At 61.5% G+C, this 25,776-nt stretch carries 30 protein-coding genes; 8 read left to right on the top strand and 22 right to left on the bottom strand.

The window, feature by feature from the left end:
* Positions 1–55 precede the first annotated feature (55 nt).
* From ACO07T_RS07680 to ACO07T_RS07670, 3 genes are all read right to left on the bottom strand, one after another.
* On the bottom strand, positions 56–970 hold the full coding sequence (locus ACO07T_RS07680; RefSeq protein WP_422048900.1) for an ornithine cyclodeaminase family protein: 915 nt from the start codon (positions 968–970) through the stop codon (positions 56–58).
* A complete protein-coding gene (locus ACO07T_RS07675; RefSeq protein ID WP_422048899.1) occupies positions 967–1,590 on the bottom strand; it encodes an HAD family hydrolase in 624 nt (207 codons plus the stop codon). The genes ACO07T_RS07680 and ACO07T_RS07675 overlap by 4 nt, the downstream gene beginning before the upstream one ends.
* Positions 1,591–1,674: 84 nt before the next feature.
* The gene (locus ACO07T_RS07670; protein WP_422048898.1) at positions 1,675–2,640 is read right to left on the bottom strand and encodes a DMT family transporter; all 966 of its coding nucleotides are present in this window, start codon (positions 2,638–2,640) and stop codon (positions 1,675–1,677) included.
* Positions 2,641–2,882: 242 nt separating this feature from the next.
* On the opposite strand from ACO07T_RS07670, the gene ACO07T_RS07665 reads away from it, so the two are divergent.
* Positions 2,883–3,377, top strand: a complete 495-nt coding sequence (locus ACO07T_RS07665) for an SRPBCC family protein (RefSeq protein ID WP_422048897.1) — start codon at positions 2,883–2,885, stop codon at positions 3,375–3,377.
* A 15-nt stretch (positions 3,378–3,392) separates the two neighbouring features.
* Here the strand turns inward: ACO07T_RS07665 and ACO07T_RS07660 are convergent, their stop codons facing one another.
* From ACO07T_RS07660 to ACO07T_RS07645, 4 genes are read right to left on the bottom strand one after another with little or no spacing between them, the layout of a single operon-like run.
* A complete protein-coding gene (locus ACO07T_RS07660) occupies positions 3,393–3,842 on the bottom strand; it encodes a YaiI/YqxD family protein (protein ID WP_209079464.1) in 450 nt (149 codons plus the stop codon).
* A gap of 17 nt (positions 3,843–3,859) precedes the next feature.
* Entirely contained in the window at positions 3,860–4,693 is an 834-nt protein-coding gene (fghA, locus tag ACO07T_RS07655; RefSeq protein WP_209064023.1) for an S-formylglutathione hydrolase, read from the bottom strand.
* A gap of 36 nt (positions 4,694–4,729) precedes the next feature.
* Positions 4,730–5,659, bottom strand: coding sequence for an AEC family transporter (locus ACO07T_RS07650; protein ID WP_422048896.1), 930 nt, complete (start codon positions 5,657–5,659; stop codon positions 4,730–4,732).
* A 56-nt stretch (positions 5,660–5,715) separates the two neighbouring features.
* The gene (locus ACO07T_RS07645; protein WP_422048895.1) at positions 5,716–6,606 is read right to left on the bottom strand and encodes an EamA family transporter; all 891 of its coding nucleotides are present in this window, start codon (positions 6,604–6,606) and stop codon (positions 5,716–5,718) included.
* A gap of 72 nt (positions 6,607–6,678) precedes the next feature.
* On the opposite strand from ACO07T_RS07645, the gene ACO07T_RS07640 reads away from it, so the two are divergent.
* Together ACO07T_RS07640 and ACO07T_RS07635 are read left to right on the top strand one after the other, a co-directional pair.
* Positions 6,679–7,029 (top strand): winged helix-turn-helix transcriptional regulator, encoded by a 351-nt coding sequence (locus tag ACO07T_RS07640; protein ID WP_422048894.1) that lies wholly within the window; start codon positions 6,679–6,681, stop codon positions 7,027–7,029.
* Positions 7,030–7,151: 122 nt separating this feature from the next.
* On the top strand, positions 7,152–7,772 hold the full coding sequence (locus ACO07T_RS07635) for a TetR/AcrR family transcriptional regulator (protein ID WP_422048893.1): 621 nt from the start codon (positions 7,152–7,154) through the stop codon (positions 7,770–7,772).
* 12 nt (positions 7,773–7,784) lie between these two features.
* Here ACO07T_RS07635 and ACO07T_RS07630 read toward each other — a convergent pair whose 3' ends face one another.
* Positions 7,785–8,492: an NYN domain-containing protein gene (locus tag ACO07T_RS07630; RefSeq protein WP_422048891.1), complete on the bottom strand. Its 708-nt coding sequence runs from the start codon at positions 8,490–8,492 to the stop codon at positions 7,785–7,787.
* Positions 8,493–8,568: 76 nt separating this feature from the next.
* Positions 8,569–9,708, bottom strand: coding sequence for an S-(hydroxymethyl)glutathione dehydrogenase/class III alcohol dehydrogenase (locus ACO07T_RS07625; protein WP_280637743.1), 1,140 nt, complete (start codon positions 9,706–9,708; stop codon positions 8,569–8,571).
* Between the two features lie 197 nt (positions 9,709–9,905).
* On the opposite strand from ACO07T_RS07625, the gene ACO07T_RS07620 reads away from it, so the two are divergent.
* Positions 9,906–10,169: an I78 family peptidase inhibitor gene (locus ACO07T_RS07620; RefSeq protein WP_422048890.1), complete on the top strand. Its 264-nt coding sequence runs from the start codon at positions 9,906–9,908 to the stop codon at positions 10,167–10,169.
* A gap of 21 nt (positions 10,170–10,190) precedes the next feature.
* Here ACO07T_RS07620 and ACO07T_RS07615 read toward each other — a convergent pair whose 3' ends face one another.
* A complete protein-coding gene (locus ACO07T_RS07615; protein ID WP_209079471.1) occupies positions 10,191–10,625 on the bottom strand; it encodes a c-type cytochrome in 435 nt (144 codons plus the stop codon).
* 347 nt (positions 10,626–10,972) lie between these two features.
* On the opposite strand from ACO07T_RS07615, the gene ACO07T_RS07610 reads away from it, so the two are divergent.
* A complete protein-coding gene (locus ACO07T_RS07610) occupies positions 10,973–11,320 on the top strand; it encodes a DUF2794 domain-containing protein (protein WP_422048889.1) in 348 nt (115 codons plus the stop codon).
* A gap of 78 nt (positions 11,321–11,398) precedes the next feature.
* Here the strand turns inward: ACO07T_RS07610 and speB are convergent, their stop codons facing one another.
* The 4 genes from speB to ACO07T_RS07590 all read right to left on the bottom strand — a co-directional run bounded on the left by speB (position 11,399) and on the right by ACO07T_RS07590 (position 15,108).
* Positions 11,399–12,376, bottom strand: a complete 978-nt coding sequence (gene speB, locus ACO07T_RS07605; RefSeq protein ID WP_422048888.1) for an agmatinase — start codon at positions 12,374–12,376, stop codon at positions 11,399–11,401.
* The gene (locus ACO07T_RS07600) at positions 12,373–13,248 is read right to left on the bottom strand and encodes an NlpC/P60 family protein (protein ID WP_422048887.1); all 876 of its coding nucleotides are present in this window, start codon (positions 13,246–13,248) and stop codon (positions 12,373–12,375) included. The genes speB and ACO07T_RS07600 overlap by 4 nt, the downstream gene beginning before the upstream one ends.
* The gene (locus ACO07T_RS07595; protein ID WP_422048886.1) at positions 13,248–14,639 is read right to left on the bottom strand and encodes a leucyl aminopeptidase family protein; all 1,392 of its coding nucleotides are present in this window, start codon (positions 14,637–14,639) and stop codon (positions 13,248–13,250) included. The genes ACO07T_RS07600 and ACO07T_RS07595 overlap by 1 nt, the downstream gene beginning before the upstream one ends.
* A gap of 88 nt (positions 14,640–14,727) precedes the next feature.
* Positions 14,728–15,108 carry a hypothetical protein gene (locus ACO07T_RS07590; RefSeq protein ID WP_209064048.1) on the bottom strand — a complete coding sequence of 127 codons (381 nt, stop codon included), beginning with the start codon at positions 15,106–15,108 and terminating at the stop codon, positions 14,728–14,730.
* A 144-nt stretch (positions 15,109–15,252) separates the two neighbouring features.
* Between ACO07T_RS07590 and ACO07T_RS07585 the strand changes: the two genes are divergently transcribed.
* Entirely contained in the window at positions 15,253–15,903 is a 651-nt protein-coding gene (locus ACO07T_RS07585) for a carbonic anhydrase (protein WP_209064050.1), read from the top strand.
* 121 nt (positions 15,904–16,024) lie between these two features.
* On the opposite strand, the gene ACO07T_RS07580 is transcribed toward ACO07T_RS07585, so the two are convergent.
* The 5 genes from ACO07T_RS07580 to ACO07T_RS07560 all read right to left on the bottom strand — a co-directional run bounded on the left by ACO07T_RS07580 (position 16,025) and on the right by ACO07T_RS07560 (position 21,313).
* Complete coding sequence (locus tag ACO07T_RS07580; RefSeq protein ID WP_422048885.1) at positions 16,025–16,654, bottom strand: LysE family translocator; 630 nt, start codon at positions 16,652–16,654, stop codon at positions 16,025–16,027.
* A gap of 243 nt (positions 16,655–16,897) precedes the next feature.
* Entirely contained in the window at positions 16,898–17,029 is a 132-nt protein-coding gene (locus tag ACO07T_RS07575; RefSeq protein ID WP_422048884.1) for a hypothetical protein, read from the bottom strand.
* 118 nt (positions 17,030–17,147) lie between these two features.
* Positions 17,148–18,773, bottom strand: a complete 1,626-nt coding sequence (locus ACO07T_RS07570) for a DUF4139 domain-containing protein (RefSeq protein ID WP_422048883.1) — start codon at positions 18,771–18,773, stop codon at positions 17,148–17,150.
* Between the two features lie 199 nt (positions 18,774–18,972).
* Entirely contained in the window at positions 18,973–19,995 is a 1,023-nt protein-coding gene (locus ACO07T_RS07565) for an aspartate-semialdehyde dehydrogenase (RefSeq protein ID WP_209064062.1), read from the bottom strand.
* A 145-nt stretch (positions 19,996–20,140) separates the two neighbouring features.
* Positions 20,141–21,313: an MFS transporter gene (locus tag ACO07T_RS07560; RefSeq protein WP_422048882.1), complete on the bottom strand. Its 1,173-nt coding sequence runs from the start codon at positions 21,311–21,313 to the stop codon at positions 20,141–20,143.
* Between the two features lie 187 nt (positions 21,314–21,500).
* Between ACO07T_RS07560 and ACO07T_RS07555 the strand changes: the two genes are divergently transcribed.
* Together ACO07T_RS07555 and hpaR are read left to right on the top strand one after the other, a co-directional pair.
* Positions 21,501–22,664, top strand: coding sequence for a DUF3095 domain-containing protein (locus ACO07T_RS07555; protein ID WP_422048881.1), 1,164 nt, complete (start codon positions 21,501–21,503; stop codon positions 22,662–22,664).
* 136 nt (positions 22,665–22,800) lie between these two features.
* A complete protein-coding gene (gene hpaR, locus ACO07T_RS07550) occupies positions 22,801–23,241 on the top strand; it encodes a homoprotocatechuate degradation operon regulator HpaR (protein ID WP_209064067.1) in 441 nt (146 codons plus the stop codon).
* Positions 23,242–23,245: 4 nt separating this feature from the next.
* On the opposite strand, the gene maiA is transcribed toward hpaR, so the two are convergent.
* Genes maiA through ACO07T_RS07535 form a run of 3 tightly spaced genes read right to left on the bottom strand, consistent with a single transcriptional unit; the run spans position 23,246 to position 25,702 of the window.
* Entirely contained in the window at positions 23,246–23,884 is a 639-nt protein-coding gene (gene maiA / locus ACO07T_RS07545) for a maleylacetoacetate isomerase (protein ID WP_422048880.1), read from the bottom strand.
* Entirely contained in the window at positions 23,881–24,087 is a 207-nt protein-coding gene (locus ACO07T_RS07540; protein WP_422048879.1) for a DUF2783 domain-containing protein, read from the bottom strand. Before ACO07T_RS07540 ends, maiA begins: the two co-directional genes overlap by 4 nt.
* A 4-nt stretch (positions 24,088–24,091) precedes the next feature.
* Positions 24,092–25,702, bottom strand: a complete 1,611-nt coding sequence (locus ACO07T_RS07535) for an FAD-dependent oxidoreductase (RefSeq protein ID WP_422048878.1) — start codon at positions 25,700–25,702, stop codon at positions 24,092–24,094.
* Positions 25,703–25,776 lie beyond the last annotated feature (74 nt).

Genomic DNA, 25,776 nt, shown 5'->3' with positions numbered 1-25,776 from the left:
TGCTGGGGCGCAATCTCGCCCCAAACATCGGTTTGGCAAGAGGACGGCGCGCGCGTCAGCGCGCGGCCTGCCATTGATCGAGAATGTAGCGGCTGGTCATCAGATCGAGATGGGCCCCGCCGCCGTTCTTAAAGAGTGTGATCTCGTCCTCTGATTGGCGGGTGAACCGGGGCAGGTCATAGTAGTCTACCAGTACATCCTCGCGGGTGAGCGTGCCCTCGGCCAGCGGGATCTTCAACTCGCCGATATGATCTAAGGTGGTGGCGTAGCTGTCCACAAACACGCGGGCGCGTTTGAGGGCGGTGTCATCGGCCTCGCGCATGTCGGGGCGATAGGCACCGATCAGATCCACATGCTGACCGGGTTGCAGCCAGTCGCCGCGCAGGGTGGGCTCTGTGGACATGGTGGCGCAGGTGATGATGTCGGCCTCGCCCACGGCGGTTTCCAGATCGGTAGCCACAGAAAGGCCCTCGATCTCAGACGCCATTTTCTCGGCATTGGCCTGTGTGCGGTTCCAGACGGTGAAGCGCGCCTCAGGGAAGGCAGCGCCATAAGCGTCGCGCAGGTTGCGCCCTTGCGTGCCTGCGCCAACGATCAGAATATTGCGGCTGTCAGGGCGGGCGAGGCGGCGGGCGGCCAGAAGGCTGTCGCCTGCGGTTTTCCATTTGGTGACAAGGTGAAAATCAATCAGCGCGGAGAGCGTGCCTATCTTGTCGTCAAACAGGGTGACCGCCCCGTTGACCATGGGCACGTCCTGCGCCGGGTTGCCGGGGAAAACGGTGGCGGATTTGACCGCGATGCCCAGACCGTCGATCCAGGCCTGACGCTGCAAGAGCGTGTCATTGCCGCGATAGAGAAAGCTGTCGGAGATTTCGGCGCGGGGCAGATCATGACCTGCAGCCAGCGCATCGGTGAGGCCGAGCCAGTTGATGTTTCGCTCGCCCTCTTCAAAGGAGATATAGGGGATCATTTTGCTTCCTCCGCCGTCAGGAGACCCTCAGCCACCAGCCGGTCGGCCCAGCCCTGAGGGTGTTCAAAGAGATGGGTTTGCCAGCCACGTGCGGCGGCGGCGGCGATGTTGTCGGCGCGGTCATCGGTGAAGAGAAGGCACGCGGGATCAACACCGCTGTCGGTTTCCACATGGGCGTAGATCGCCGGATCGGGTTTGATCAGTTTGAGACGACCTGAGACATATTCGCGGTCAAAGCGGTTGAGGAACGGGTAGACCGCTTGGGACAGCGGGAAGTTGTCGTGGCCGAAATTGGTGAGGGTGAACACCGTCACGCCTTTGTCCACCAGCGCGTTCAGCAGGCGCACGGAATGGGGGATTGCCGGGGCGGCGAGGTCGTTCCAATTGTCGTTCCACATGCGCAGCTCCGCCTCATATTCCGGGTACTGCGGGACGAGGCTTTCGATCATGCCCGGCAGGGAAGCCCCGGCATCAATGGCTTCGTGATGGCGATGGATGTCTGTGTCGGCAAAGAAGGCTTTGCGGCGTGCCTCGCCCACGGTGCGGTCGTAGAAATTCTCCGGTTGCCACTCGATCAGCACATTGCCGATGTCAAAGATCACGGCCTCGATTTGCGACATGGTCTTCCCCTGTATGGATATTTTGGGCTGACCGTAGAGCGGCGGGGGCGTCAGGGGAACCGGTTTTTCTATCAAATACAGCTGCTAGCGGCGGCTGCGCGGGCGTTCGGGCGCGGGCACATCGCCGAGCTTGGTTTCGCGCCAGAAGACAAACAGGCCGCTGCCGATGATCAGCACCATGCCGAGCCATGAGGCCGGCGTGGGCCATTCGTTAAAGAGCACGATGCCGACGACAACCGCGATTGGCATGGCGGCATATTCCAGCGGCGCAATCAGGCTGGCCTCTGACAGGCGGTAGGCCTGTGAAATAAAGAAGCCGCCGCCCGCGCTGGCGACGCCCAGCAGCACCAGCAGGGGCCAGTCCGCCGCGGCGGGGATGTGCCAGCTGCGCAGCAGGAAGGCGAGCATCTCGACGCCTTTGTCCTCCCACGCGCCATGGCCGAGGGTGGCCCCAACGGTGGCGGAAACAACCACAAAGACCAGCTGGATATAGACTGACATGGTGGCCGCGCTTTCGGTGCCGCCGATTTTGCGGGTGAGCACATGCAGCAGCGCATAGGCCACGGCAGCGAGGATCGGCAGGAGGAGCGCGGCGTTGAAGCCCTCAGCCCCGGGGCGCACCATGACCAGAACGCCAACCATGCCAAACCCCACCGCCAGCAGGCGGCGCGGGCCGATCTTTTCCCCCAGCAGCAGCACAGAAAAGGCGGTGATCAAAAGGGGCGAGACAAAGAAGACCGCCACAGCATCGGCCAGCGGCAGCACCGCTAGGCCAAGAAAGAAGGTGGTGTTCGCGGCGACCACACAGAAGCCGCGCAACATATGCATGCCAAAGCGGCTGGTGCGCAGCACGCCAAAGCCGCCCTGCAGAGGCACGATGATGGCCAGCAGGATCGCCAAGCCGATGACGGAGCGGATCAGCACGATCTGATGCAGCGCGTAGTCGCCAGACAGGAATTTGATCGTCGCGTCGTTGATCGAGAAGAAGATCACGGCGATCACGGCCGAAAGCGGGCCGAGGGGCAGGCGATGGGTCAGGGCTTGGCTCATGTGTCCACTTGGGATGAACAATCGTTCAGCGTCTAGAGCAAAAACGACCTGAGCGGAATTTTGCGGTTTTGCGGCAGGTGTCCCCGCGCGGAGTTGGGGGGCAAATCAGGTCTATCGTCAGAACTTCTTAAGGCTGTGGCCGTATTTAGGGGAGGCACAGGTGCGTCTTTGGACGCCACCGGTGTGTTTGAAGGCAAGACAGATGCGTGTGAGGCGCGCGCAGGAAAAGGAACGCTAGGGTCATGATCGACGTGCCGGTATTCACCTTGGAGCGCGATATTGCGGCTTCGATGGATCAGGTCTGGGCCGCCTTGAGTGTGCCGTCGCTGCTTGGGCAGTGGTATGGGGTGGGCGTTGAGACTGTGACCCATGGTTTTGCCTTTGAGGAAGGTGGCGAGTGGCGCACGGAAATGCGGTTTAACGGGCAATGTGACCACAGCCGCATTCTGTTCAAGACCATTGAGGAAAAGGCGCGTCTGGTCTGGCTGCATCAATCGACCGATGCGGATTGGCAGAAAGCGCCAAGCCAGTCGTTGCCAAATTGGCCGCAGGATATTCTGACCACGATCACCCTTGCGCCTGCGGGCGAACACACCAGGCTCGGGGTGTCGATGGTGCCGGTGGCAGCTTCTCTGACTGAACGGATCTGTTTTGTGGAGTATCTGCCGATGGTGGAAGGTGGCTGGCGCCAGAACCTTGCGCGGATGGAGCGCCTGTTGGTGGGGGAAGCGGCTTAAGCGGCTTTTTTCGGGCTAGCGTTTGGCGGCGCGCAGCTCGCGCTCAAGCGCATCCAGAAAACGGGAGCGGTCTGCTTTGGTGAAGCCTTTGCCGCCGCCCTGACGGAATGGGTCTGCAGCGCGCAGGTCTGCCATGAGATCGCGGGTGGCCAGCACATTGCCGATGTTGGCCGCGGTGAGGGCTTCGCCGTTGTGTTTGAGCACGCGGGCCCCGGCCTCCACACATTTTGCGGCCAGAGGGATGTCGCCGGTGATGACAACATCCCCCGTTTTGGCGCGGTCTGCGATCCACATATCGGCCACATCCGGGCCTTCGGGCACAATCACGTTTTCCACAAGCGGGTTCTGGCTGGGCCGGAGACCGCCGTTGGAAACAACGTAGATTTTGACCTTGTGGCGGGTGCCGACCCGTTCGACCTCGGCTTTCACCGGGCAGGCGTCGGCATCCACATAAATCGCAGTCATTTGGGCCTGTCCTGTGCTTAGTCTGCGTAGAGCGCTTCGGCGTGGAAGGCGATGTGCTCTTCCATGAAGGAGGAGACAAAGAAGTAGCTGTGATCATAGCCTTTTTGCAGACGCAGGGTGGCTTCCTGACGGCGGGCGTTGGCAGCTTCGGCCAGCGCTTCGGGGCGCAAGAGATCAATGAACTGATCGTCGGTGCCGGTGTCCACAAGGATCGGGCCGTCAAAGCCTTTCTCGCGCATCAGCAGCGTTGCGTCATGGGCCGCCCAGGCGGCTTCGTCGTCGCCGAGATAGGCAGAAAGCTGTTTACGGCCCCAGTCCGCAGCTGTCGGGTTGGCGATGGGGGCAAAGGCAGACACAGAGCGGAAGCGGCCGGGCAGGGACATGGCCAGCGTCAGCGCGCCGTGGCCACCCATGGAGTGGCCCATGATGGACTGGCGCGACAGATCCACAGGGAATTCCTCCTGCAGGAAGGACGGCAGATCCTCGGCGATGTAGTCCCACATGTTGTAATGCGGGGCCCATGGTTTTTGGGTGGCATTCACATAAAAGCCCGCGCCCTGACCCAGATCATAGGCCGGATCATCCGCCACACCTTCGCCGCGGGGCGAGGTGTCAGGGAAGACCAGCGCAACGCCCTGTTCGGCGGCCCATTGCTGTGCGCCTGCCTTCACCATGGCGTTTTCATGGGTGCAGGTCAGGCCGGAGAGATACCAGATGAGCGGCACCGGGCCGACCTTGGCTTCTTCGGGCAGAAAGAGGCCAAAAGTCATGTCACAGCGTGTGCTGTGCGCATTGTGTGTGTAGACGCCTTGAGTGCCGCCAAAGGCGCGGTTTTCAGAGATCAATTCCATGGGTGGGGCTCCTGCCAAACGGTTTGCGCCAAAATGTCAGAACTGGCTGACCCATGCAATCACCAGCGAGACCGTTGCGATGGATGCGACGGTAGAAAAAAGAATGGCGGCAGACACCCGATGCGGGGCAACGCCATAGTGCTGTGCAAGCATATAGACATTGCCAGCCACCGGCAGGGCCGCGGCGGCGATCACAACGCTGGCGGAATAGGGATCAATTGGCAAAATCCACAGCACGGCGATGGCCACAAACAGCGGATGCAGCACCAATTTGGCAAAGCTGAGCCAGACCGCCACCTGCACGCGCTCGGCTGATTTGCTGGCCAGCGACGCGCCAATGGCAAAGAGTGCGCCGGGTGTGGCTGCGCCGCCAAGGATGGCCAGAAACTCGTTCACAGGCGCGGGGATCGGCAGCGCAAGGGCGGACCAGACAAAGCCCAGCGAAATCGCCACAATCATCGGATTGCGAATCAAACCGGCGGCAACCGTGCGCAGGATCGCGAGGTTCATGCGCCCGTCCCGTGAGCCGGTGATCAGGATCACAATGAGGCTGGAGAAGACGATCAGATCCACCGCCAGCACCAGCATCACAGGGCCGATGGCTTCCGGCCCCATCAGAAGTGTCAGCATGGGCACGCCCAGAAAGCCGACATTGCCGATGGTGGCGCATTGCGCCTCGACAGCGGCGGTGGCCACATCCTGTTTGCGCAGCATGGCCATGCTGGTGGCCAGCCCGTAGATCACGCAGCTGCCCATCAGATAGGCCCCCATCAGGCGCCAGTTCAGAACCTCTGCGAGGCTGAGATTGGCGGCAAAGCGGAACAGCATCGCTGAGAGCGCGAAGTAGAACACAAATTTGGTGAGATAGGCCGTGGCCTCCTCTGAGAAGAACCGCGTGCGCCCGGCCCAATAGCCAAGGCCAATGAGCGCAAAAAACGGCAGTGTTTTCAGAAAGATTGCCAGCATGGCCAAGGCTTAACAGGTTTGGTGCAGGTGGCAAGGGCGGGCGAGGCGGCGTCTGCCTAGAGTAAGGCGATGACCGCTGTGCCTGTCACGGCGATCAGCGCGCCTATAATGGCCATGGGGTGTGGCCGAAGACGCTCTTTGGCCCATAGGATCGGCAAGATCAGCACCGGGGACAATGCGCCCAGTGTCGCGGCGATGCCCGCATCCAGATGCGCAAAGGCAAAGAGCAGCAGAGACGAGGCAAACATATAGCCGATCACCCCCGGCAGGATGGTTTTGCCCAGCAAAGGCGGATTGAGCGCCGTGTGGGGTTTCGCGGCTTTCATTGGCAGGCAGGCCATCACAGAAATCAATGCTGCGGCACCCAGCAGGCGCAGGGCGGTGGCCGCGATGGGGGTCAGCCCGGCTTCGAGCGCGGGTTTCATGGCCAGAAAACCAGCCCCCTGCAATGCGGTGGCCGCCACGCCCAAGCCCACAATGTGCAGCAATGGAGCAAAGCGCGCGTCGCTTTGGGATTGCGTGTTGGTGCCAAAAACAATGGCGATGCAGACCCCGATCAGGGTGATAGTCGCGCCGAGGATATCGGCTGGCGCGGGCACTTCCCCCAGCCAGAGAAAGGCGATGCCGCCCACGATGGGGGCTTTCAGGGACAGCAGCAGCTCTGTGCGTCTGGGGCCGCCTCTGCGCAGGCAGGCGATCATGGCGAGGTTGCCCAGCAGAATGCCAAAGACACTGCTGAACACAAAGGCAGGCCAGAACTGCCACGGGACGCTGTGCCAATGTCCGAGCGCGGTGGTGAGCGCGGCAGCAAGCACCCCGCAGGCGACCAGCTGGATATGGGTGAAGGCAAAGGCCCCCAACAGCTTTGCAGGGGATTGGGCAATCACGATGCCACTGGCCCAGCCAAAGGACGCAGCCAGCGCGGCAAGAAGGGGAAGAAGGGTCATGACAGGGCTCACAAGATTCGCTACGTTTTATGTAGCAATAGTGTGCTATCAAATGTGTAGCAAGGAGGATCTATGACGCATCAGGTGCCAACACCCGGCCGCCCCGTGCGCGGCTCAAAGACCGGCAAGCCGATTATGGCGCTGTTTGACCTTTTGGGGCGCAGTTGGGCGCTTGGGGTTTTGTGGCAGCTCTCGGACGGGGCGCTGACCTTTCGCGCATTGCAGGCGCGCTGTGAGCAAGTGTCGCCAACGGTGCTGAACCGGCGTCTCAAAGAGTTGATGGCCAGCGGGTTGGTGCAGCGCGGCGATGCGGGGTATGAATTGAGTGCTGCCGGCAATGAGTTGTTTGCGCTGTTGGCCCCCTTTGGCCCTTGGGCGCAGAACTGGGCGCAGGGTCTGGCGGAGAGCACACAGGACGACTAGCGGTATTGGAGGACCCAGGTTTTGCGGTGCTGTCGAAACAAGTTTCGCAACCGGACTTGCCGCAGGGGAAAGCGGCGGTGTACTGTCTGGGCGCACGCCAGCCAAGAGGTCAGCACAGCCTTATGAACACCCAAAGCCCCATCATTCGGCAAGGCCGGAAATTTGCGCAGGTTCTGGATCATGCGCGGCGTCTGTTCATGCAGCATGGGTTTGAAAGTGTGAGTATGGACCATATCGCGCAGGCGGCGCAGGTCTCCAAGGCGACGCTTTACAACTATTTCCCCGACAAGCGGATGCTGTTCATGGAGGTTGCGCGTCAGGAATGTGCGGAGCAGGCCGAACAGCTTGAGGCGGCGGTGGATGGCACGCAGCCGGCCGCAGAGGTTTTGCGCGTGGTCGGGCGGGGGCTGATGGGGATCATCCTGTCTGAGTTCGGGCGCAATATGTTTCGGGTCTGTGTGTCAGAAGGCGACCGGTTTCCCGAGCTGGGGCAGCAGTTTTACACCTCCGGCCCGCAGCTTTGTCAGAGCCGGTTGATGGCGTTTTTTGCTGAAGCGGAAGCGCGCGGGGAGCTGCGGGTGCCCGATAAGAAACTGGCAGCGGACCAGTTTGCGGAGCTGTGCAAGGCCGGGCTGTTTCTGCGGCAGGTGACCGGCGTGCAGACAGAGTTTGCGGCGGGCGAAGTGGAGCACGTGGTTGAGGGCGCCGTGGAGATGTTCATGGCGCGCTATGGGGTGCGGTGAGACCGGGCTGCGTTACCTTTTCTGTTCGACCCTGCAGACTTCGATCTTTTTTCCGTTGTTTTGGGACTTCTGTGTTTTGAATTCAGGCAGGCTGCGCACCAGCTCGCTGAGTTTTTGAAACCCGTAGCTGCGCACATCAAAATCAGAGTGCGCTGCGGCAATTTTCTGGCCGATGGTCGAAAGTGAGAACCAGTCTCCGTCCTGATCGATTTTGTTCATGGCGGCGTGGATGAGCGGGACGGCGCCCTGAGCTTTGCTCTTTTGCGGCTGCTGTTTTTGATCACCGATGTTTTCGATGCGGATAAAGCGGTTACAGACGTTGCGCAGGCTGGCGGGGGTTTTGTCTTCGCCGATGCCAAAGACCGTTAGGCCCTGTTCGCGAATCCGGTTGGCAAGTGCGGTAAAATCACTGTCAGAGCTGACCAGCACGAAGCCGTCAAAACGCCCGCTGTGCAGGATGTCCATGGCGTCAATCACAAGACCGATGTCGGAGGCGTTTTTGCCTTTGGTATTGGCGCTTTCCTGATGGGCCACGAGGCCCAGGTTTTGCACAGCCTCCGTCCAGTTTTTCAGGCTGGCGTTTGACCAGTCTCCGTAGACACGGCGCAGCGCGGGCTCTCCAAAGGTGGTGATTTCTTTGAGAATGGCGGCTGCGTGTTTGGCGGGAATGTTGTCTGCATCAATAAGAACGGCAAGCAAGGGGCGTTGGTTCTGGGACATAAAGCTCTCTAAACAATAAAAAAAGCGCGTGCCAAAGGGCACACGCTTTGGTGGTGTTTAGCTAAGCTGTGGCTGCTTAGAATTCAACCACTGCGCGAATGGACTTGCCTTCGTGCATCAGATCAAAGCCGTGGTTGATCTCATCCAGCGTCAGTTTGTGGGTGATCATCGGGTCGATTTCGATCTTGCCGTCCATGTACCAGTCAACGAACTGAGGCACGTCGGTGCGGCCTTTGGCGCCGCCAAAGGCGGTGCCTTTCCAGACGCGGCCGGTGACCAGCTGGAACGGGCGGGTGGAGATTTCTGCACCAGCAGGGGCCACGCCGATGATCACGGAGACACCCCAGCCGCGGTGGGAGCATTCCAGCGCGTCGCGCATGACCTGCACGTTGCCGGTGGCGTCAAAGGAATAGTCCACGCCGCCGAACTGGTCTTTCTCGGTTTTGGTGAGTTCGATGATCGCCTCGGTCACGGACTGGCCTTCGGGCAGCTCAGACGGGTTCACGAAATGGGTCATGCCAAACTTCTTGGCCATCTCGGCTTTGTCGTTGTTGAGATCCACGCCGATGATCATGTCGGCACCGGCCATGCGCAGGCCCTGGATCACGTTGAGACCAATGCCGCCGAGACCGAAGACCGCCGCAGAGGAGCCGATCTCGACGCCCGCGGTGTTGATCACCGCGCCGATGCCGGTGGTGACGCCGCAGCCGATGTAGCAGATTTTGTCAAACGGCGCGTCTTCGCGCACTTTGGCAAGCGCGATTTCCGGCAGAACTGTGTGGTTCGCAAAGGTCGAGCAGCCCATGTAGTGGTAGATCGGCGTGCCATCGAGCATGGAGAAACGGGTGGTGCCATCGGGCATCAGGCCCTGGCCTTGCGTGCCGCGGATCGCGGTACAGAGGTTGGTTTTGCCTGACAGACAGGCGTGACATTCGCGGCATTCCGGGGTGTAGAGCGGGATCACGTGGTCGCCGGGCTTCAGGGTGGTGACGCCTTCGCCCACTTCCACCACAACGCCTGCGCCTTCGTGGCCGAGGATGGAGGGGAACAACCCTTCAGGGTCCGCGCCGGAACGGGTGAATTCATCGGTGTGGCACAGGCCGGTGGCCTTGATCTCCACCAGAACCTCACCCTTTTTCGGGCCTTCGAGGTTCACTTCCATAATTTCCAAAGGCTTGCCGGCTTCTAGCGCGACGGCGGCACGGGTACGCATCATTTTGCTTATCCTCCATGATTTGCTCAGAGCGTGGTTGAAACCCGCGCGCTATGCAACCTTAATGGCGACGTCGCAAGCCCGAATTGCGCCACGCCGCGTGTGGACCAATGCAGGCGAAACCGTTGGTTGTGCAAGGCCGGGCGGATGTGGCAGGGGCAAGGCGCGCGGGCGCAATGAGAGGGATTGAGAAGATGCGTATGATCGGTTTGATGGCCCTGAGCCTGACGGCATTGGTGGCCTGCAAAGAGGAAGAGGTGGCAAGCCAAGGCAGCACAACCTGTGATCCGGAGGCGTTTGCCTTTCTGGTTGGTCAGGACAAGAGCGCGCTGGAGGGGGTCACCACACCTGAGGTGGTGCGCGTGTTGGGGGAAAACTCCCCCGCCACGATGGATTTCAATCAACAGCGCCTCAATGTGATCCACGATGACGCGGGCAAGATTATTGAGGTCAGCTGCGGCTGATGCGCCGCAGGGCGCAGGGCTTTATTTCTTTTCGCGGTACTGTTTGTGGCAGGCGCGGCAAGCGCCGCCCACGGCACCCAATGTGTCCGCCAGCGCCGCGCGGTCTTTGAAATCCAGCGCCTGCGCGGATGTGGTCAGATCGTCCGCGCGGTCGGAGAAATCTTCCCAGTTCGCCCAGATCGCCGGAAGCGCCTCGGATTTCGGGTCACTGGCCTGCGCTTCAAACAGGGCTTTGATGTTGCCGGAGTGCTGAACAATCGTGTCGCGCGCCATGCGCGCCTTGGCCTGATGCAGCGGCGTTTCGTTCTTGGCCATGCTCACCAGAGTTTTGAAGGCGGAGCCGATGCTCTCCATGGCCATCATGCGGGCCATGACCTGAGGGTCTTTCACGCCGTTATGGGCGGCGGCGGCATTTGCGAGCAACAGTAGGCAAGACAGAGTGAGAGTGCGAAACACGGCGGTATCCTTAGATTTTGGCTGCGCGCACTACAGAGCAAAGTGGCGGAGAAAAGCAAGTAAACTCATCGCGGGGTGGCTTTGCGCGCGGCCTGCTGCGTTTTTGCGCAGGGTACAATCTGTCTGGGAAAAAGTGCCCCCCGGCGGCGCAGACTGGGTGGGGGCAATAAAGCCGCGCCGCCGGGAGTAGCGTAGTCGTCGCTATGACCTTAATTTTCCATTACCCTTTGGCAAAAAGAGGATCGGACGAAGGCCTTTTGCAGATAAATCTGCGGCGGAAATGAGGCAGCGGACGGCGGTTCAGAGAGAGGCTTGATTTTGCGGGCAAAGGGCGCAAATCTGAACATATGAATGCACAGCCGCCCACCGCCCTGCACCCTTCCTTCAAACCGTCGCAGCAAGTTGCGTTTCACCGCACGGAATTGTCGATCATTCTGAGTCTCTATGGCCGGATGGTGGCGGCCGGAGAATGGCGGGACTACGGGATTTCCTCATTGAAAGAAGTGGCGGTCTTCTCCGTCTTCCGGCGCACGGCGGAAAACCCGCTTTATCGCATCGAGAAACGCCCTAAGCTGCGCAATAAACAGGGGCTTTATGCGGTGATCGGCATGGATGGTCAGGTGCTCAAGCGCGGTCATGACCTCAAAACCGTGCTGCGGGTCTTGGAACGCAAGCTGATCCGCGCCGTGGATTGACGCACCCCCACCCAGAGCTTCTCATTCTCAAAATATCCCGGGTGAAGCCCCAACCGTGTTGGGGCGAGGGCAGAGCCCTTACTTTTCTGCGGGTCGGGAAGCGATGGTGTTTGCCATCACACAGAGCAGCTCAAACATGATCGATACCCCCAGAAACGCGGTACCGCCGCTGGAATCAAACGGAGGCGAGACCTCCACCAGATCTGCGCCCACAATGTTCAGCCCATCCAGCGCACGTACCACCTCAAGCGCCTGAAAGCTGTTGGGGCCGCCCACTTCCGGTGTGCCTGTGCCCGGCGCAAAGGTCGGGTCCACAAAGTCGATGTCATAGCTCACATAGGTGGGCGCGGTGCCAACAATCTCGCGCGCCTCTGCCATCACATCCGCCAGACCGCGGGCAAAGAATTCCTCGATCCGGATCACGCGGATGCCGACGGATTTGGCAAAATCCGTGTCCTCATCATCATAGGTGCTGCCGCGAATGCCGATCTGCACCACACGTTTGGGATCGAGCAGCCCTTCCTCCACCGCGCGGCGGAACGGCGTGCCGTGGGTGTACATCGTGCCGCCAAAATAGCTGTGATAAAGGTCAGTGTGGCTGTCAAAATGCACCATGCCCAGCGGTGCGTCTTTGGCCAGCGCGCGCAGCACCGGCAGGCTGGTCAGGTGGTCGCCGCCCGCCGTGAGCGGCGTGATGCCTGCGGCCATAACCTGCTGATAAAACGCAGTGATGCGCTCCATACTGTCCGGAATATCCGCCGGATTGGGGCCGACATCGCCAAGGTCCGCACAGTTGATCAGATCAAAGGGGCGCACGCCGGTCGCACCGTTCTGGGCGCGGATCATGGTGGAGGCGTCGCGCAGTTGGCGCGGGCCATGGCGCGGGCCGGGGCGGTTGGTGGTGCCGCTGTCCCAGGGCACACCGATGAGGCCCACATCCACGTCGCTCAGGCGCGTGTGCTCAAGGTCCATGACCGGCAGGCGCATGAAGGAAGGCACCCCGGCAAAGCGGGGGAGGTCCATGCCGGAGACGGGTTTGAAGTAATCATCGCTCATGCGGCATCTCCGTAGGTCGGGCGCTTGTGGGAGGTCACCGGCCCGTCGCCCTGTGCGGCAATGCGGGCGATGGCCTCGGCAATGGGCTCATAGGCCACGGCCATATGATGCGCGTTGGCGTGGATCAGCGTGTTGGCGTCTGTGACCATGGCGACATGGCCTTTCCAGAACAGAAGATCGCCGCGCAGGTAAGGCCCGCTGGCCTCCTCAAAGGCGGCTTCCTGCAGATCGCTGTCGCCGGGGCAGGAGAGCCCCACCGCATGTAGCGCGGCCTGCACAAGGCCGGAGCAATCCAGCCCGAAGCTTGAATTGCCGCCCCAGAGATACGGCGTGCCGATCAGCCGTTCGGCCACGGCAGCGGCGTCAGGCTCGATGGTATCCACGGCGCTCAGGTGGCCTGAGGGCACATAGAGATCGCGGGTGATCCGTCCGCCGTCCCAGGCGATGCGGGACCAGCCGTCTTCTTCAGACAGCACCACAAGGCGGGTGCCGTAAGGCAAGGGTGTGACCAGCCCCATGATTTTCAGGCCCGGCGTCGATTTGGCGTAGGTGCGCGCGGCAGAGACGCGGTGGGTGGGCGTTTGTTTGGGGTGGCTCAGCACATCGCCGATGTCGACCCAGCCCACATAGCCGTCGCGGTCGGCATAGCCAAAGGCCATGCCCATTTCCTTGTGCACCACGTGAAAAATTTCGCCGCGCACCAGCTGGCGGTCGCGCGCGCCGGTGGGGGCGGACAGCAGATCGGTCACCACCATGGCAACGCGATAGGCGGCGGGGGTGACATAGGTTTCGGCCTCCACCACGCCGCGCAGATGGTCTGCGGCGACTTTGCCGGTGCTGGCGATCAGGCGTCTGTCCAGAGGGTCCGCCATCAGAAATCCAGCATCTCAGGCAGAGCATCCAGAATGGCGCGCGCGCCCATGCCAACGCCGCCTTTGGGACGGGCAGGCGCAGCGGAGGGGTTCCAGCCGTAGATGTCAAAATGCGCATAGCGCGGGCCTTCTGCGAAGCGGCGCAGGAACAGGGCTGCGGTGATGGAACCGGCAAATCCGCCCGCGGGTGCGTTGTCGAGATCGGCGATGCCCGGCTCGATCATTTTCTCATAAGGCTCCCAGAAGGGCATGCGCCAGACCGGATCAGCCACGGCTGCCGCGCCCTGTTCCAGCGCGGCGGCAAAGGTGGCGTCATCGGTGTAGTAAGGCGACAGGTCCGGGCCCACGGCCACACGGGCCGCGCCGGTAAGGGTGGCCATGGAGATCATCAGGTCGGGGGCGTCCTCTGCCCCCAGTGCAAGCGCGTCGGCCAGCACGAGGCGACCTTCGGCGTCGGTGTTGTTGATCTCCACCGTCAGCCCTTTGCGCGAGGTCAGGATGTCGCCGGGGCGGAAGCTGTCGCCGGACACTGCGTTTTCCACCGCAGGGATCAGCACGCGCAGCTGCAGGGGCAGATCCAGCGCCATGATCATATGGGCAAGGCCCAGCACAGTGGCCGCGCCGCCCATGTCTTTCTTCATCAGGCCCATGGAGCCGCCGGGCTTCAGATTGAGCCCACCGGTGTCAAAGCAGACGCCTTTGCCGACCAGTGTGAGCTTGGGGCCGCTGGCGCCCCAGGAGAGATCGATCAGGCGCGGGGCGCGGTGGGGCGCTGCGGCCCGCCCAACGGCGTGGATCATCGGAAAGTTGTCTTCCAGAAGCGCGTCGGCGGTGGTCACGGTGCAGCTGGCCCCGAAGGTACCTGCCAGCGCGCTTGCGGCGTCCTCCAGATCCTGCGGGCCCATGTCGGCAGCCGGGGTGTTGATCAGATCGCGGGTGAGCGCTTCGCCGGCGGCAATCGCTTCGAGCTTGGCCGCGTCAATGCCTTCGGGGCAGATCAGCGCTGCTGGCGACACTGAGGCGTCTTTGTAGCGATCAAAGGCGTAGCCGGTCAGCAGCCAACCCAGAGCCTCGGTTTCCAGATCACCGGCAGGCAGGGCCGTGGCCAGCGCGTAGGTGCCTGCAGGCAGGGTGCTGGCCGCCGCCGCCAGCGCAAATCGGCCGCGCGCACGGGTTTGGGCGGTGCCAAAGCCCGCAACCGCCAGCAGCGGCTGGCCTTCGGCATCAGGCACCAGAAGGGATTTGCCGATGGCCGGTTTGAACCCCGTGGCAGCCACAAAAGCGCGGGTCGGCGCAGGCTGCGCCGCCACCCACGTATCAAACCCATCGACGTCTATGACGTGCAGAGGAATGACATTGGAGCTGTCAGGGGAAGCAAATTTGAGAGACATCGCGCACCTTTCTCGCCGATCGCTGGCCATTTACCTGCCAGCCTAGCGGTTGGTGCGCTGCCTGCAAGCGCGCGTTGCCCAAGCGCGATCAGATGTAGCTGCGCTTCAGATCCCAAATTTCCCGCAAAGCGCATTCGCCAACGCGGATCAAACGCGCGTAAGTCGCTGAAAGTGCTACAGTGTCCCGCCGCTCGCAACAGGCGATCACATCTTCGGCAATATGGGTCAGTGCGGTCATGCACAGGCGCCCGGCGATGAGTTCCACCAACGTCATCGTCTCCGCCAATTCGGCGAAATTTTCGGCCTGATACTGTTGCTCTGCCATGGCCAAGTGATCCGTCAGCGATTTGATCAGACCCATAAACGTCTCTTCCGCTTCCTTTGGATCCATGCGGACAAGGACGCGCGCAAGTTCATCTTGATCAACAACGGCTGGCTCAGACATTTTGAGCGTTGCGATTTGGTTCATAGTTCACCCCAAGTTCTTCCGTTACCCAAACGGTTGGAACATAATGATCACGCAAACCTTCTCAAAAAGTTTCCTAGAGCGTTCTTTTCCCTCGAATTACAGCTAAATTTCTCCTATTCCTCCGAAAACGCGTGAGGAAAACTTATGGATCATATCAAGCCGCTCCCGTCTTATCTGGTGCAACGTTACCAGGGCTGGAAAGCCACCACATATGAAGAAAACCAGAGCTGGTACCGCCATCTTGGCACCGAAGGACAGCACCCGCGGGCCATGATCATCAGCTGCTGTGACAGCCGTGTGCATGTGACTTCGATCTTTGGCGCGGATCAGGGCGAGTTTTTTATCCACAGAAATATTGCCAACCTCGTGCCGCCGTTTCAGCCTGATGGCAACCAGCACGGCACCAGCGCTGCAATCGAATATGCGGTGACCGCGCTGAAGGTGGCGCATGTTGTTGTGCTTGGTCACAGCCAGTGCGGCGGTGTGCAGGGCTGCATCGACATGTGCAAAGGGCAGGCGCCGGGTCTGGAAGCGAAAGACAGCTTTGTTGGTCGCTGGATGGACGTGCTGCGCCCCGGTTATGAGGATGTGGCGGACATCAAAGACGCCACCGAGCAGGCGCGCGCGCTGGAAAAACGCTCTGTGCTGGTGTCGCTGGATAACCTGATGACCTTCCCTTTTGTGAAAGAGCGCGTGGATGCGGGCACCCTGACCCTGCACGGGCTTTGGCACAATATCGCGGAAGGCGGGCTTGAGGCCTATGAGGGCGCGAGCAAAGGCTTTGTGCAGGTCTAAACGACCACTTACGTTGATCTAAGCTGAAAGCCCGCAAATCTTGCGGGCTTTTTGTTTGAGGGGCGCACCTCGGGATATTTGGGGCAAGAGGAAGCGCAGAGAGAAAGCGATAGGTTGGGCGTTACCGCTCGCCGATGGATTTGGCTCCAAGCAGGAGAGCTGCGCCAATCATGAAGCTGCCACCGATGCGTTCAATCCAGACGCGGGCCGTTCCTTTGAAACGCTTGGCGATCCAGCTTGCGCTGAGGCCGTAGGCGGAGAGGAAGAGACCGTCCATCACGATATAGGTGGCTGAGAGGATCAGGAATTGCGGCCAGAAGGCGCTTTCCGGTGACAGGAACTGTGGAAAGAGCGCGGCGAAGAACACCACGGCTTTGGGGTTGGCAGCAGAGGTGATGAAACCCTGCATCCAGAGGGAGCCAAGGGAGGCTCTGCTGCGGTTTGGGGTCAGATCGGGATCATCGGGTTTGGCGCGGCGGATCATGCGCAGACCAAGCCAGATGAGATAGGCCACACCGGCCCATTTGATCACCGTGAGGGCTGTGGCGGAGGCGGCAATGATCGCTGCAAGTCCCAATCCCGCCGCCAGCATTTGCAGGGCATTTGCGCTGAGGTCTCCGGCTGCGGTGGAGAGCGCACGGCTGAAACCATGTGCGCCGCTGTTTGACAACATCAGCAATTGGCTGGGGCCGGGTGTGCTCATCAAGGCAAGCACGGTGACGACGTAAACTGTCCAGATTTCAAAACTCATTGGCGTCTCTCCCTGTCTGGGAGGACGCTATCATCCCTCGTGCAAAATGCCAGTGGCGTGCGGGCGGGCAGCTTTTAGATCATCGCCCAACAATTCCAAAACGACAGTGGCGCGTCACAAAGACCGGCCCCCGACCCTGGGTGGGGGTGAAGCCCCCTCCCTTGGGGAGGGTCGGGGGCTGGTCGGCTTCGCCTCCTGCGCGTTGGTGGAGACTAAGCGTTTCAGTTTTTTAAGGACGATGCTTTAGGCAAACAGCGATTTCTGGGCAATGCCGTGCATTTTGAGCGCCTTGAGACGGCGGTGGCGGGCCTTGGCTGTCAGTGGGCCTTCCTTGGATCTTGCGCCAGACAGGCGCTGAGCGATGCGCGTGAACATATGCTGTTCCTCTGCTTGCCTGCCCCCAATGCATCCAGTTTGAATTCAATTTGAGGCAAAAATGGCGCCGATTGTGGCGCCATCTTGGAAATTTACGTGATGATTTGGTGGCGCGGGGTTAGCGCAGGATCATGTCTGTGGGCCATTTGAGCGCGTGGGAGAGGGTGACCGTGAAGGTTTCCCCTGCAGCCAGTGGGCGCTCCCACATCAGGATACCACGGTCTCCGTCCACATCCTCAGACGTCGGGGCGGGGGCGGCCTGCCATGTGATTTGCAGGTCTTCCTGCTCGGAATAGGGCACGCGGCCAAAGAGGCGCAGATCCCACGTCTGACCGGTGAGGTTTTCCGCCGTGAGGATACGCTCTTCGGTCTGGTCGTTGCGGGTGGTGATCACGCCGCTGTCGCCGGTGTTGCGCGCAACCAATGTCTCGGTCAGGCGCAGGCCGTTGATCGGTCCAAAGGAGAGCTCGGTTGTGTCGCCCTGCGCCAGAAGGGGCATCTGGCCAGCGCCAATAAAGGTGCCATTGAGATAGAAGCTGCTGTCCTCGCTTGGCAGGATGAGCTCCTCAAAATCATTGCTGATCTCGGCCATGAGGAAGGCGGTTTCGTCATACAGCGGGTTGGCGTGGGCGTAGACCGTGGGCGTGAGGTCCAGCGTGTCCAGTGCGATGCGCAGCGCATCCGCGTCCGAGGTGAGGTCAACCGGCGTGTTGTAGCTGTAGGTGGCGTTGATGCCGTCGCCGAAGTCCACCACAGCGGTGTCTGCCATGATCGCCATTTCCGCCAAGGGGGCGGGAGCGCTCTTGAGGGCGCGGCTTTCGGTGGCAAAGAGCTGCTGCTCCTGCTGGGGCAGGATGCGGCGCAGGTCGGGCCAGAGCTGCTGCGGCTGGGTCTGCGCGTCGGGACGGCTGGTGGAAAGCGTCACGGCGACGTTGCGCCAGTCTTCGCCGGTGTATTGGCCAATGAAGGCGCCGCGCTGCAGGGAGAGCGCGGGGGTGTCACCCGTCGTCAGGTGCAGATCATAGACCGGTTGCCAGCGCGCCTGATCGACAAGATGGGTCAGGGTGAGCGTGCCGCTGGTGGCCTCCTGCGCGGTGATGGAGATTGCGAGCATGGCGTTCTCACTCAGCGACGGGGTGAGGGCATCCACCAGTTTTTGCGCGTCCTGCAGGTCTTGCTGGCGGTCCTTCAACTCCTGTTCAAAGCGGCGGGCATCACGCTCGATTGCTGCGATTTCCTGCCGAGTGGCGAGGGTCTGTTCGCCAATCAGGGCGAGGGTTGCGGTCAGGGTTTCCGGTGTGGCGGCGGTGTCTGTGGGGGCGGTCAGCGTGGCGAGATAGGCGAGGCGGGCCTCTGCGGCCTGTGCATGCATGAGCACATCGGCCTTGGCGTCCTCAGAGGTGCGCAGGGCATCGCGGGCCGCGTCGCGTGCGGCTTTGGCGGCGGTCAGCTCTGCGCTGTCGGTGAGGTCGATGGGCTGCGTGCGGTCATTGCGCAGGGTGACGGCGCCAAGGGTTGCGCCCTCAAGGGCAACGCGCACCGAGCTTGGGTCGAGTGAGGCAGGAAGGTTGGTGATGAGCAGCTCATGCGCGCCAGCAGGCGCCGTGAAGGGCACAGAGCGGGTGAGTGTTGCCCCTTGGGAATAGAGCGTGACGGCTGTGACGGGGGCGTTCAGCGCAATGACATCCGCCGCGAGAGGGCTGGCGAGTGGCAGCAGGGCGGCGGCTAAAATGGCGTTTTTCATCAATCACCTATGTGTTTTGTTTGGGGAGAGACGAACATGGCGCGAGAGCGGAGGCAAGGGGAGCTATGACCGAGTGCTCCCATGGGCGGGGGATTGCCAGAAGCGCCGGAGGGGGCGCGCACCCGCGGTCGCGCGCTGCCCCTATCTCACAAAAAAGGCGCCCCGGGGGACGCCTTTCTGAAATCTATGAGCGCGGGGCTTAGCCCTTTTTGAGCACTTCGCGGCCCAGGGTTTCGGCGATCTGAACCGCGTTCAGGGCCGCGCCTTTGCGCAGGTTGTCGGAGACACACCACAGGTTGATGCCGTTCTCCACGGTGCTGTCCTGACGGATGCGGGAGATGAAGGTGGCGAAGTCGCCCACGCATTCTTTCGGGGTGACGTAGCCGCCGTCTTCGCGCTTGTCGATGACCATGATGCCGGGGCTTTCGCGCAGGATGTCACGGGCTTCGTCTTCGTCCAGGAACTCTTCGAATTCGATGTTGATCGACTCGGAGTGGCCCACAAACACAGGCACGCGCACGCAGGTGGCGGTGACTTTGATGTCTTTGTCCACGATCTTCTTGGTTTCGGCGACCATCTTCCACTCTTCTTTGGTGGAGCCGTCTTCCATGAAGACGTCGATGTGCGGGATCACGTTGAAGGCGATCTCTTTGGTGTAGACCTTTGGCGGCACATCGGAGGTCGGGTTGTAGACCGCTTTGGTCTGATCCCAGAGCTCGTCCATCGCGTCTTTGCCGGAGCCGGACACGGACTGATAGGTGGAGACCACCACGCGCTTGATTTTGGCGCGGTCGTGCAGTGGCTTCAGCGCCACAACCATCTGCGCGGTGGAGCAGTTCGGGTTGGCGATGATGTTTTTCTTGGAATAGCCGTGGATTGCGTCGGCGTTGCACTCAGGCACGATCAGCGGCACGTCCGGGTCGTAGCGGTAGAGCGAGCTGTTGTCGATCACGACACAGCCTGCGGCCGCTGCGATGGGGGCGAATTTCTTGGTTGCGTCAGAGCCGATGGCAAAGAGCGCGATGTCCCAGCCCGAGAAGTCGAACTGTTCAATGTCCTGAATCTTCAGGGTTTTGTCGGCGAAGGTGACCTCGGTGCCCTGGCTGCGGCGGCTGGCCAGAACGGCAAGCTCATCCACTGGGAACTGGCGTTCCTCCAGAATGTTCAGCATTTCGCGACCCACGTTGCCCGTGGCGCCTGCGACGACGATGCGATAGCCCATCTTAGGTCTCCATTTTAAACGACGCGCCCTCTTAGCCCTGTTTTCCTCAAGAAAAAAGGGGGCGGGTGACGGAAATTGCTTATGAGGGCCATTCCGCTTTGCGATCATGGCTCACAAGTCGGTGAATTCGCAGCATTGAAACCGCTCAGTCGAGCCGGTCTTCGGAGAAGCAGTAGATCAGCGCGCCGATCACCAGAAGGGCGGCGAGGCAGCCGAAAATCACCTGATAAGCGAGAAGCGGATTTGATGGCGCAATGGCGCTGTGCAGCTTGCCGGAACCAAATTGCATCACGCCCACCCCGCCGATGCCAAAGAGGTTCATCAGTGTGACGCCGCGACCGGTGAGATGTTCGGGGAAGAAGCTGCGCGAATGCGCGATCATCACCGGGAACGCCGCTCCGGCAAAGCCGACGATGGACATCAGCACCACCGCGCTGAGCGCGCCATGGTTGGCAAACAGCGTAAGGCCGATCAGCGCGGTAGCGGACACCGATGCGCCGCCGATGATCACCCATTTGCGGGTGCCAAGGAGGCGGTCTGACGGGCCATAGACAAAGGTGCCAAGGATCATCGACAGCCCCATGGCGAGGGTGGCCTGCCCCACTTCGCCGGTGGTGAGGGAGAAGACATCAGACAGATAGGGTCCGATCCAGAGGCCGCGAATGCCTGCCGAGGGCATATAGTTCACAAACATCAGCGGGATCAACAGCCAGACGGCGGGGAGTTTGAGCAGATCCAGCACAGAGCCGCGGCTGTCGCTTTGGGCGGGCGGTGGGTCTTGCACCATGCGCCAGGAGGCAATTGCGATCACGCTGCTGACAGCCGCGAGCACCCAGAGGGTTGCGCGCCAGCCAATGGTTTCTGCCGCCCATGCGGTGGGGTAGGCCGCAATCAGGTTGCCCACAGACCCAATGCCGAGCGTGAGCGCGGCCAGGGTGGCAAAGCGCGCCGGAGGGTAGCTGCGGGCAAAGATGAAATAGCTCGCCATGAGCACCGGAGAGCAGCCGATCCCGATGAGCGCCATGGCAATGGAGATATGGATCGGCGCGGTGGCCATGGCAAAGAGCGCGGCCCCGCCTCCGCCGCCCAGTAGCAGCAGGATGGCCGTGGTGCGGCGCGGCCCGAAGCGGTCCAGTGCTGCGCCCACAGGGATTTGCATGCCCGCAAAGATCAGGAACCAGAGGCCGGAGGCAAAGGCGAGATCAGCTGCGGTGGCGCCGAGATCGACCTCCAGCACCTGTGTCAGCACCGCCAAAAAGGCCCGGAAAAACTGGCTCAGCACATAGGCCAAGCACAGCAAGATCAAATCTGCGCGCATGAAAATTCCTCCCTCGCGCGGGACAGGACAGCATGTCTGTCCAAATGGCAAGAGGGCGCGCGCCAATTGCGGTGTGGTTTGATTGGTGGGAGGCGCTGCGCACAAAGGTGTGATGGCGCTGAAACACCCTGAACCTCGCCGCGCCTTTTTGCGTAATCTTGGCAGTGGAACCGTATAGGGCCGGCGCATGACCACGTTATCAGAACAGTCTCAGCAGGACGGGTTTTATGAAACCTTGCCGCGCTTCAGTGAATTTGACCGTATGGCGGAGCCTGAGGGCTATGCCCCTTTGCCAGAGGACTGGGTTGTGGGGGCGGCTGATATTGTTGGCTCAACACAGGAAATCGCGCAGGGGCGCTACAAAACGGTGAACCTCGTGGGGGCGGCGGTGATTTCAGCGCAGCTTAATGCGGCGCAGATGGCGCGGCTGCCTTACGTTTTTGGCGGCGACGGGGCGCAGTTTGCGGTTTGGCCGGAGCAGCGGGCGCAGGCGGAGGCGGCGTTGGATGCGGTGCGGCGCTGGGCGCGGGAGGAATACGGGCTGAACCTGCGGGTGGCGATGGCCACGGTGGGTGAGATACGGGCGGCGGGGCAGGAGGTGCGCGTGGCCCGATATGCGCCTGCCGAAGAGGTTGATTACGCAAGCTTCTCCGGCGGCGGGCTGACCTGGCTGGAAGCAGAGATGAAGGCGGGGCGGTTCGGGATTGCGGAAGGTCGGGCCTCGACCGCGCCGGATCTCAGCGGGCTGAGCTGTCAGTGGGCCAATGTGGAGGCTGCGCGCGGGGTGATCCTGTCGCTGGTGGTGGTGCCGCGTGAGGGCACCTCGGAGGCGGCGTTTGCGCAGGTCGCCCAAGAGGTGATTGCGGCCACGCAGGACACAGCGCGCGGTGGGCATCCGCTGCCGCAGAGGGGGCCAAAGGCGGTGTTTCCGCCGCCGGGGCTAGATATTGAGGCGCATATCCGTGGCGGTGGCCCGGTGTGGTGGCGGCGGGCGAAGCTGACCTGCAGCAGCGCGTTGATCTGGTGTCTGTTTCGCAGCGGGATGCGACTGGGCCGGTTTGATCCGGTGCTGTACACGGCGGATGTATCGCGCAATGCGGATTACCAGAAGTTTGATGACGGTCTGAAAATGACGCTGGATTGTGATCCGGCAATGCAGGCGCAGATTACAGCGGTGCTGGAAGCGGCGCAGGCGCGCGGGGTGATCCGATACGGTTTGCACACGCAGGATGCGGCGATGATGACCTGTATTGTGCCTGCACCGGTGGAGCGCTCTCACATGCATTTTGTGGATGGTGCGGCGGGCGGCTATGCGCTGGCGGCGCGGAACCTGCGGGCGCGGGCGGCATAGCGGTTTTGCAGCCGCGCGGGCCTTTTCTGAAGCTGGTTTTGATGCTGGGGAAGTGCCTTGGTGACGATAGGTCGGAAAAGTGCAATTTCAAGCTAAAGAAATTGCCTTTTAAGCGGTTCCGGTGCATCAATGTTTCATGACAGGCAATACAAATATTCTCAGTACTACTCAGTCTCTCCCCATCGTGTTGCTCCGTGCCCGCGAGAAGGTGATGAAACCTGCGCGGACCATGCTGGCGAACGTTGGTGTGACCGAACAACAGTGGCGTGTGGTGCGCGTTTTGGTGGAAGAGGGGCCGATGGATCCGACCTCAATCGCCGAGCGCGCGGTGCTGTTGCTGCCCAGTTTGACGCGGATTTTGCACAAGCTGGAGGAGAAGGGCTACATCACGCGGGAGCGCGATGAGAAAGATGGGCGGCGGCAGGTGATCCGGGCGACGATTGTGGGCTGTAAGCTGATCGACGACAATATCCCTGCGGCACATCAATATGCCCAACAGCTGAAGGATCATATGGGCGGTGAGCGCTATGACCAGCTGTTGGATCTGCTCAACCAGCTAAACGAAATCGACCTCTGATTGCTCAGCCTGCGGGTCTGAGCTGATCGGGATGGGCGGCCGCAAAGGCGGGGTGCGCGGCGCAGGCTGTGGCCACCGCATGGATGCGGGGCAGGTCGTGCGTGTCCACCTCCCAGCGGGCGGCATTGTAGAGCTGCGGGATGAGACAGATGTCCGCCAAAGAGAATGTCTCTCCACAGGCAAAGGGCGTTTGGCTGAAAGCCGTAAGCTGCGCCTCAAAGGCCGCGAGGCCGGGGCGGATGAAACGCTGCATCCAGGCTTTGGTGGCCTGTGCCGGGTCGGGGGCATCGTGGGTGGCGTGGCGCACCACCGAAAGGTTGCAGACCGGATGCACATCCACCGCGACCGTATGAGCCAGCGCGCGGACCAGCGCGGCTTGGGCCGGATCTTCAGGCAGCAGCCCCATGCCCCGCGTGTCATTCAGATAGTCCAGAATGGCGAGGGATTGCGTGAGGCGATGCCCGTCGATGTCCAGCACAGGCACAAGGCCCTGAGGGTGACGCGCCAGATGGTCCGGCGCTTTGTGCGCGCCGGAAAGCAAATCCACGGTGACGCGCTCAAACGGGACACCTGCGAGATGCAGGGCGATCCGCACACGGTAGCTGGCGGATGAGCGCCAATAGTCATAGAGCACTGTGCTCACGCAGGCGTGCCTGCAGATTTCGCCGCGGTGATGGCGTCAGTCAATGCGCGCGCATCGCCTATGTGATTGGCGAGCACAAAGATCAGACGGGCGTTTAACGCGTCGCTTTCGGCGCGGGTGAGCCCGTCGTGGGCCTCGGTGAGTGCGGCGAAGAAGGCGTCGGCGTCCTCAAAGTTTGCAGCAAGTGTCAAAGCGTCAGACATCAGATCACTCCTTACCGGTGGCGCGGCGCAGGGCGGCGCGGAAGTGGCGCTCATCAAAGGTGTCGCGGCGGGCGGCGACATGTTGGTCAGGCCGGATCAGGTACACACCGGAGGGGCAGTCCCCAAGGTACTGGCGCTTCAGCGTGAGCGAGGGATCATCGCGCACAGACAGAGCCAGACGCAGCGCGGTGACGCCGCACTCCTCCAGATGATCCGGGGCCTCCGCATCAATGGTCAGCAAGATGAACTGATTGCCGAGATGATCCAGCAGATGGCCTGTGCCGATGGGCGCGTCCGGGCAGGGGCTGCCGGGGCGGGTGAGCGCCGGAGCCGCCAGCGCATCCGCGCTGATCAGGGGGCTGCCGTCATAGGTGCAGGGCGTGGAGAGCCGCCCGGAATTCACCAGTGGCCGCGCAAAGGCATGGTGGGCCGAGAGGTCCAGCACCGCGTCCCGCAACAGGCGGCTCATGTCCGACTTGGGGGTGATGAACTCCGTGGAGCGGGTGGAGTTGAGAATGTTCTCATCTGCGGCCTGCGCGCGCTCGATGTTGTAGCTGTCAATCAGGCTGTTGGGCGCTTTGCCGGACAGCACAAGGTGCAGCTTCCAAGCCAGATTGTCGGCGTCCTGCAGGCCCGAGTTGGCGCCGCGCGCGCCAAAAGGGGAGACCTGATGTGCAGAGTCCCCGGCAAAGATCGTCCGGCCGTGCACAAACCGCTCCATGCGGCAGCATTGGAAGGTGTAGATCGAGACCCAATCCAGGGTGAACTCCACATGCTCCCCCAGCATGGCCTTGAGGCGCGGGATCACATTTTCCGGGCGTTTCTCACGCTCTTTGTCGATGTCCCGGCCCAGTTGCAGGTCGATCCGCCAGACGTTCTCTGGCTGTTTGTGCAGCAGGGCGGATTGGCCGCGATTGAAAGGCGGATCAAACCAGAACCAGCGCTCGGTCGGGAAATTGGCCTGCATGACCACATCAGCGATGAGGAAGTTGTCCTCAAAGACCTGACCGTCAAAATCCAGCCCCAGCATTCGACGGGTGGGGGAGTTGGCCCCGTCACAGGCGATCAGCCAATCGGCCTCCAGCGTGTAGCTGCCTTCGGGGGTGTCCAGTTCGATGGCCACGTGATCATAGTGCTGGCCAATGGCCTCAACCTTGTTGCAGCCGCGAATTTCGATGGGGGCGCCCGCGCTCTGCATCTCGCGGATCTGCTCCACCAGCAGGCGCTCAAAGGTGTATTGCTGCAGATTGATGAAAGCAGGGCGCTTGTGTCCCGGCTCATCGGTCAGGTTGAAATCATAGACCGGGCGGTCATCAAAGAAGACCTTGCCCTTGGACCAGCCGACGCCGTGGTCGACCATCTGTTGCCCGCAGCCCAGACGGTCGAGAATTTCCAGCGGGCGCTTGGCGAAACAGATCGCGCGGGAGCCAGTCACCACGCGGTCATTGTCATCAAGCACCACCACCGGCACGCCCAGCTGGGCGAGATCAATCGCGGTGGTGAGACCCACAGGGCCTGCGCCGATGATCAGAACCGGATGGCGTACCGGCACCGAGGCATCCTGATCCGGACTGCGCTGATAGGCGTAGAGCGGGACGTCAAAAATCTTGGTCATAGTGCTCCTCCGTGTTTGCGCGCGCTCCGCGCAAAAGGCTGCCAAATCCTGCCGCGCCCCGCTATGATTTCGGT

The sequence above is a fragment of the Shimia sp. genome, from assembly GCF_965227725.1.
Lineage (GTDB): Bacteria > Pseudomonadota > Alphaproteobacteria > Rhodobacterales > Rhodobacteraceae > Shimia.
Note: the sequence above shows the minus strand (reverse complement) of the source record. Positions and strands in the feature narration are given on the sequence as shown.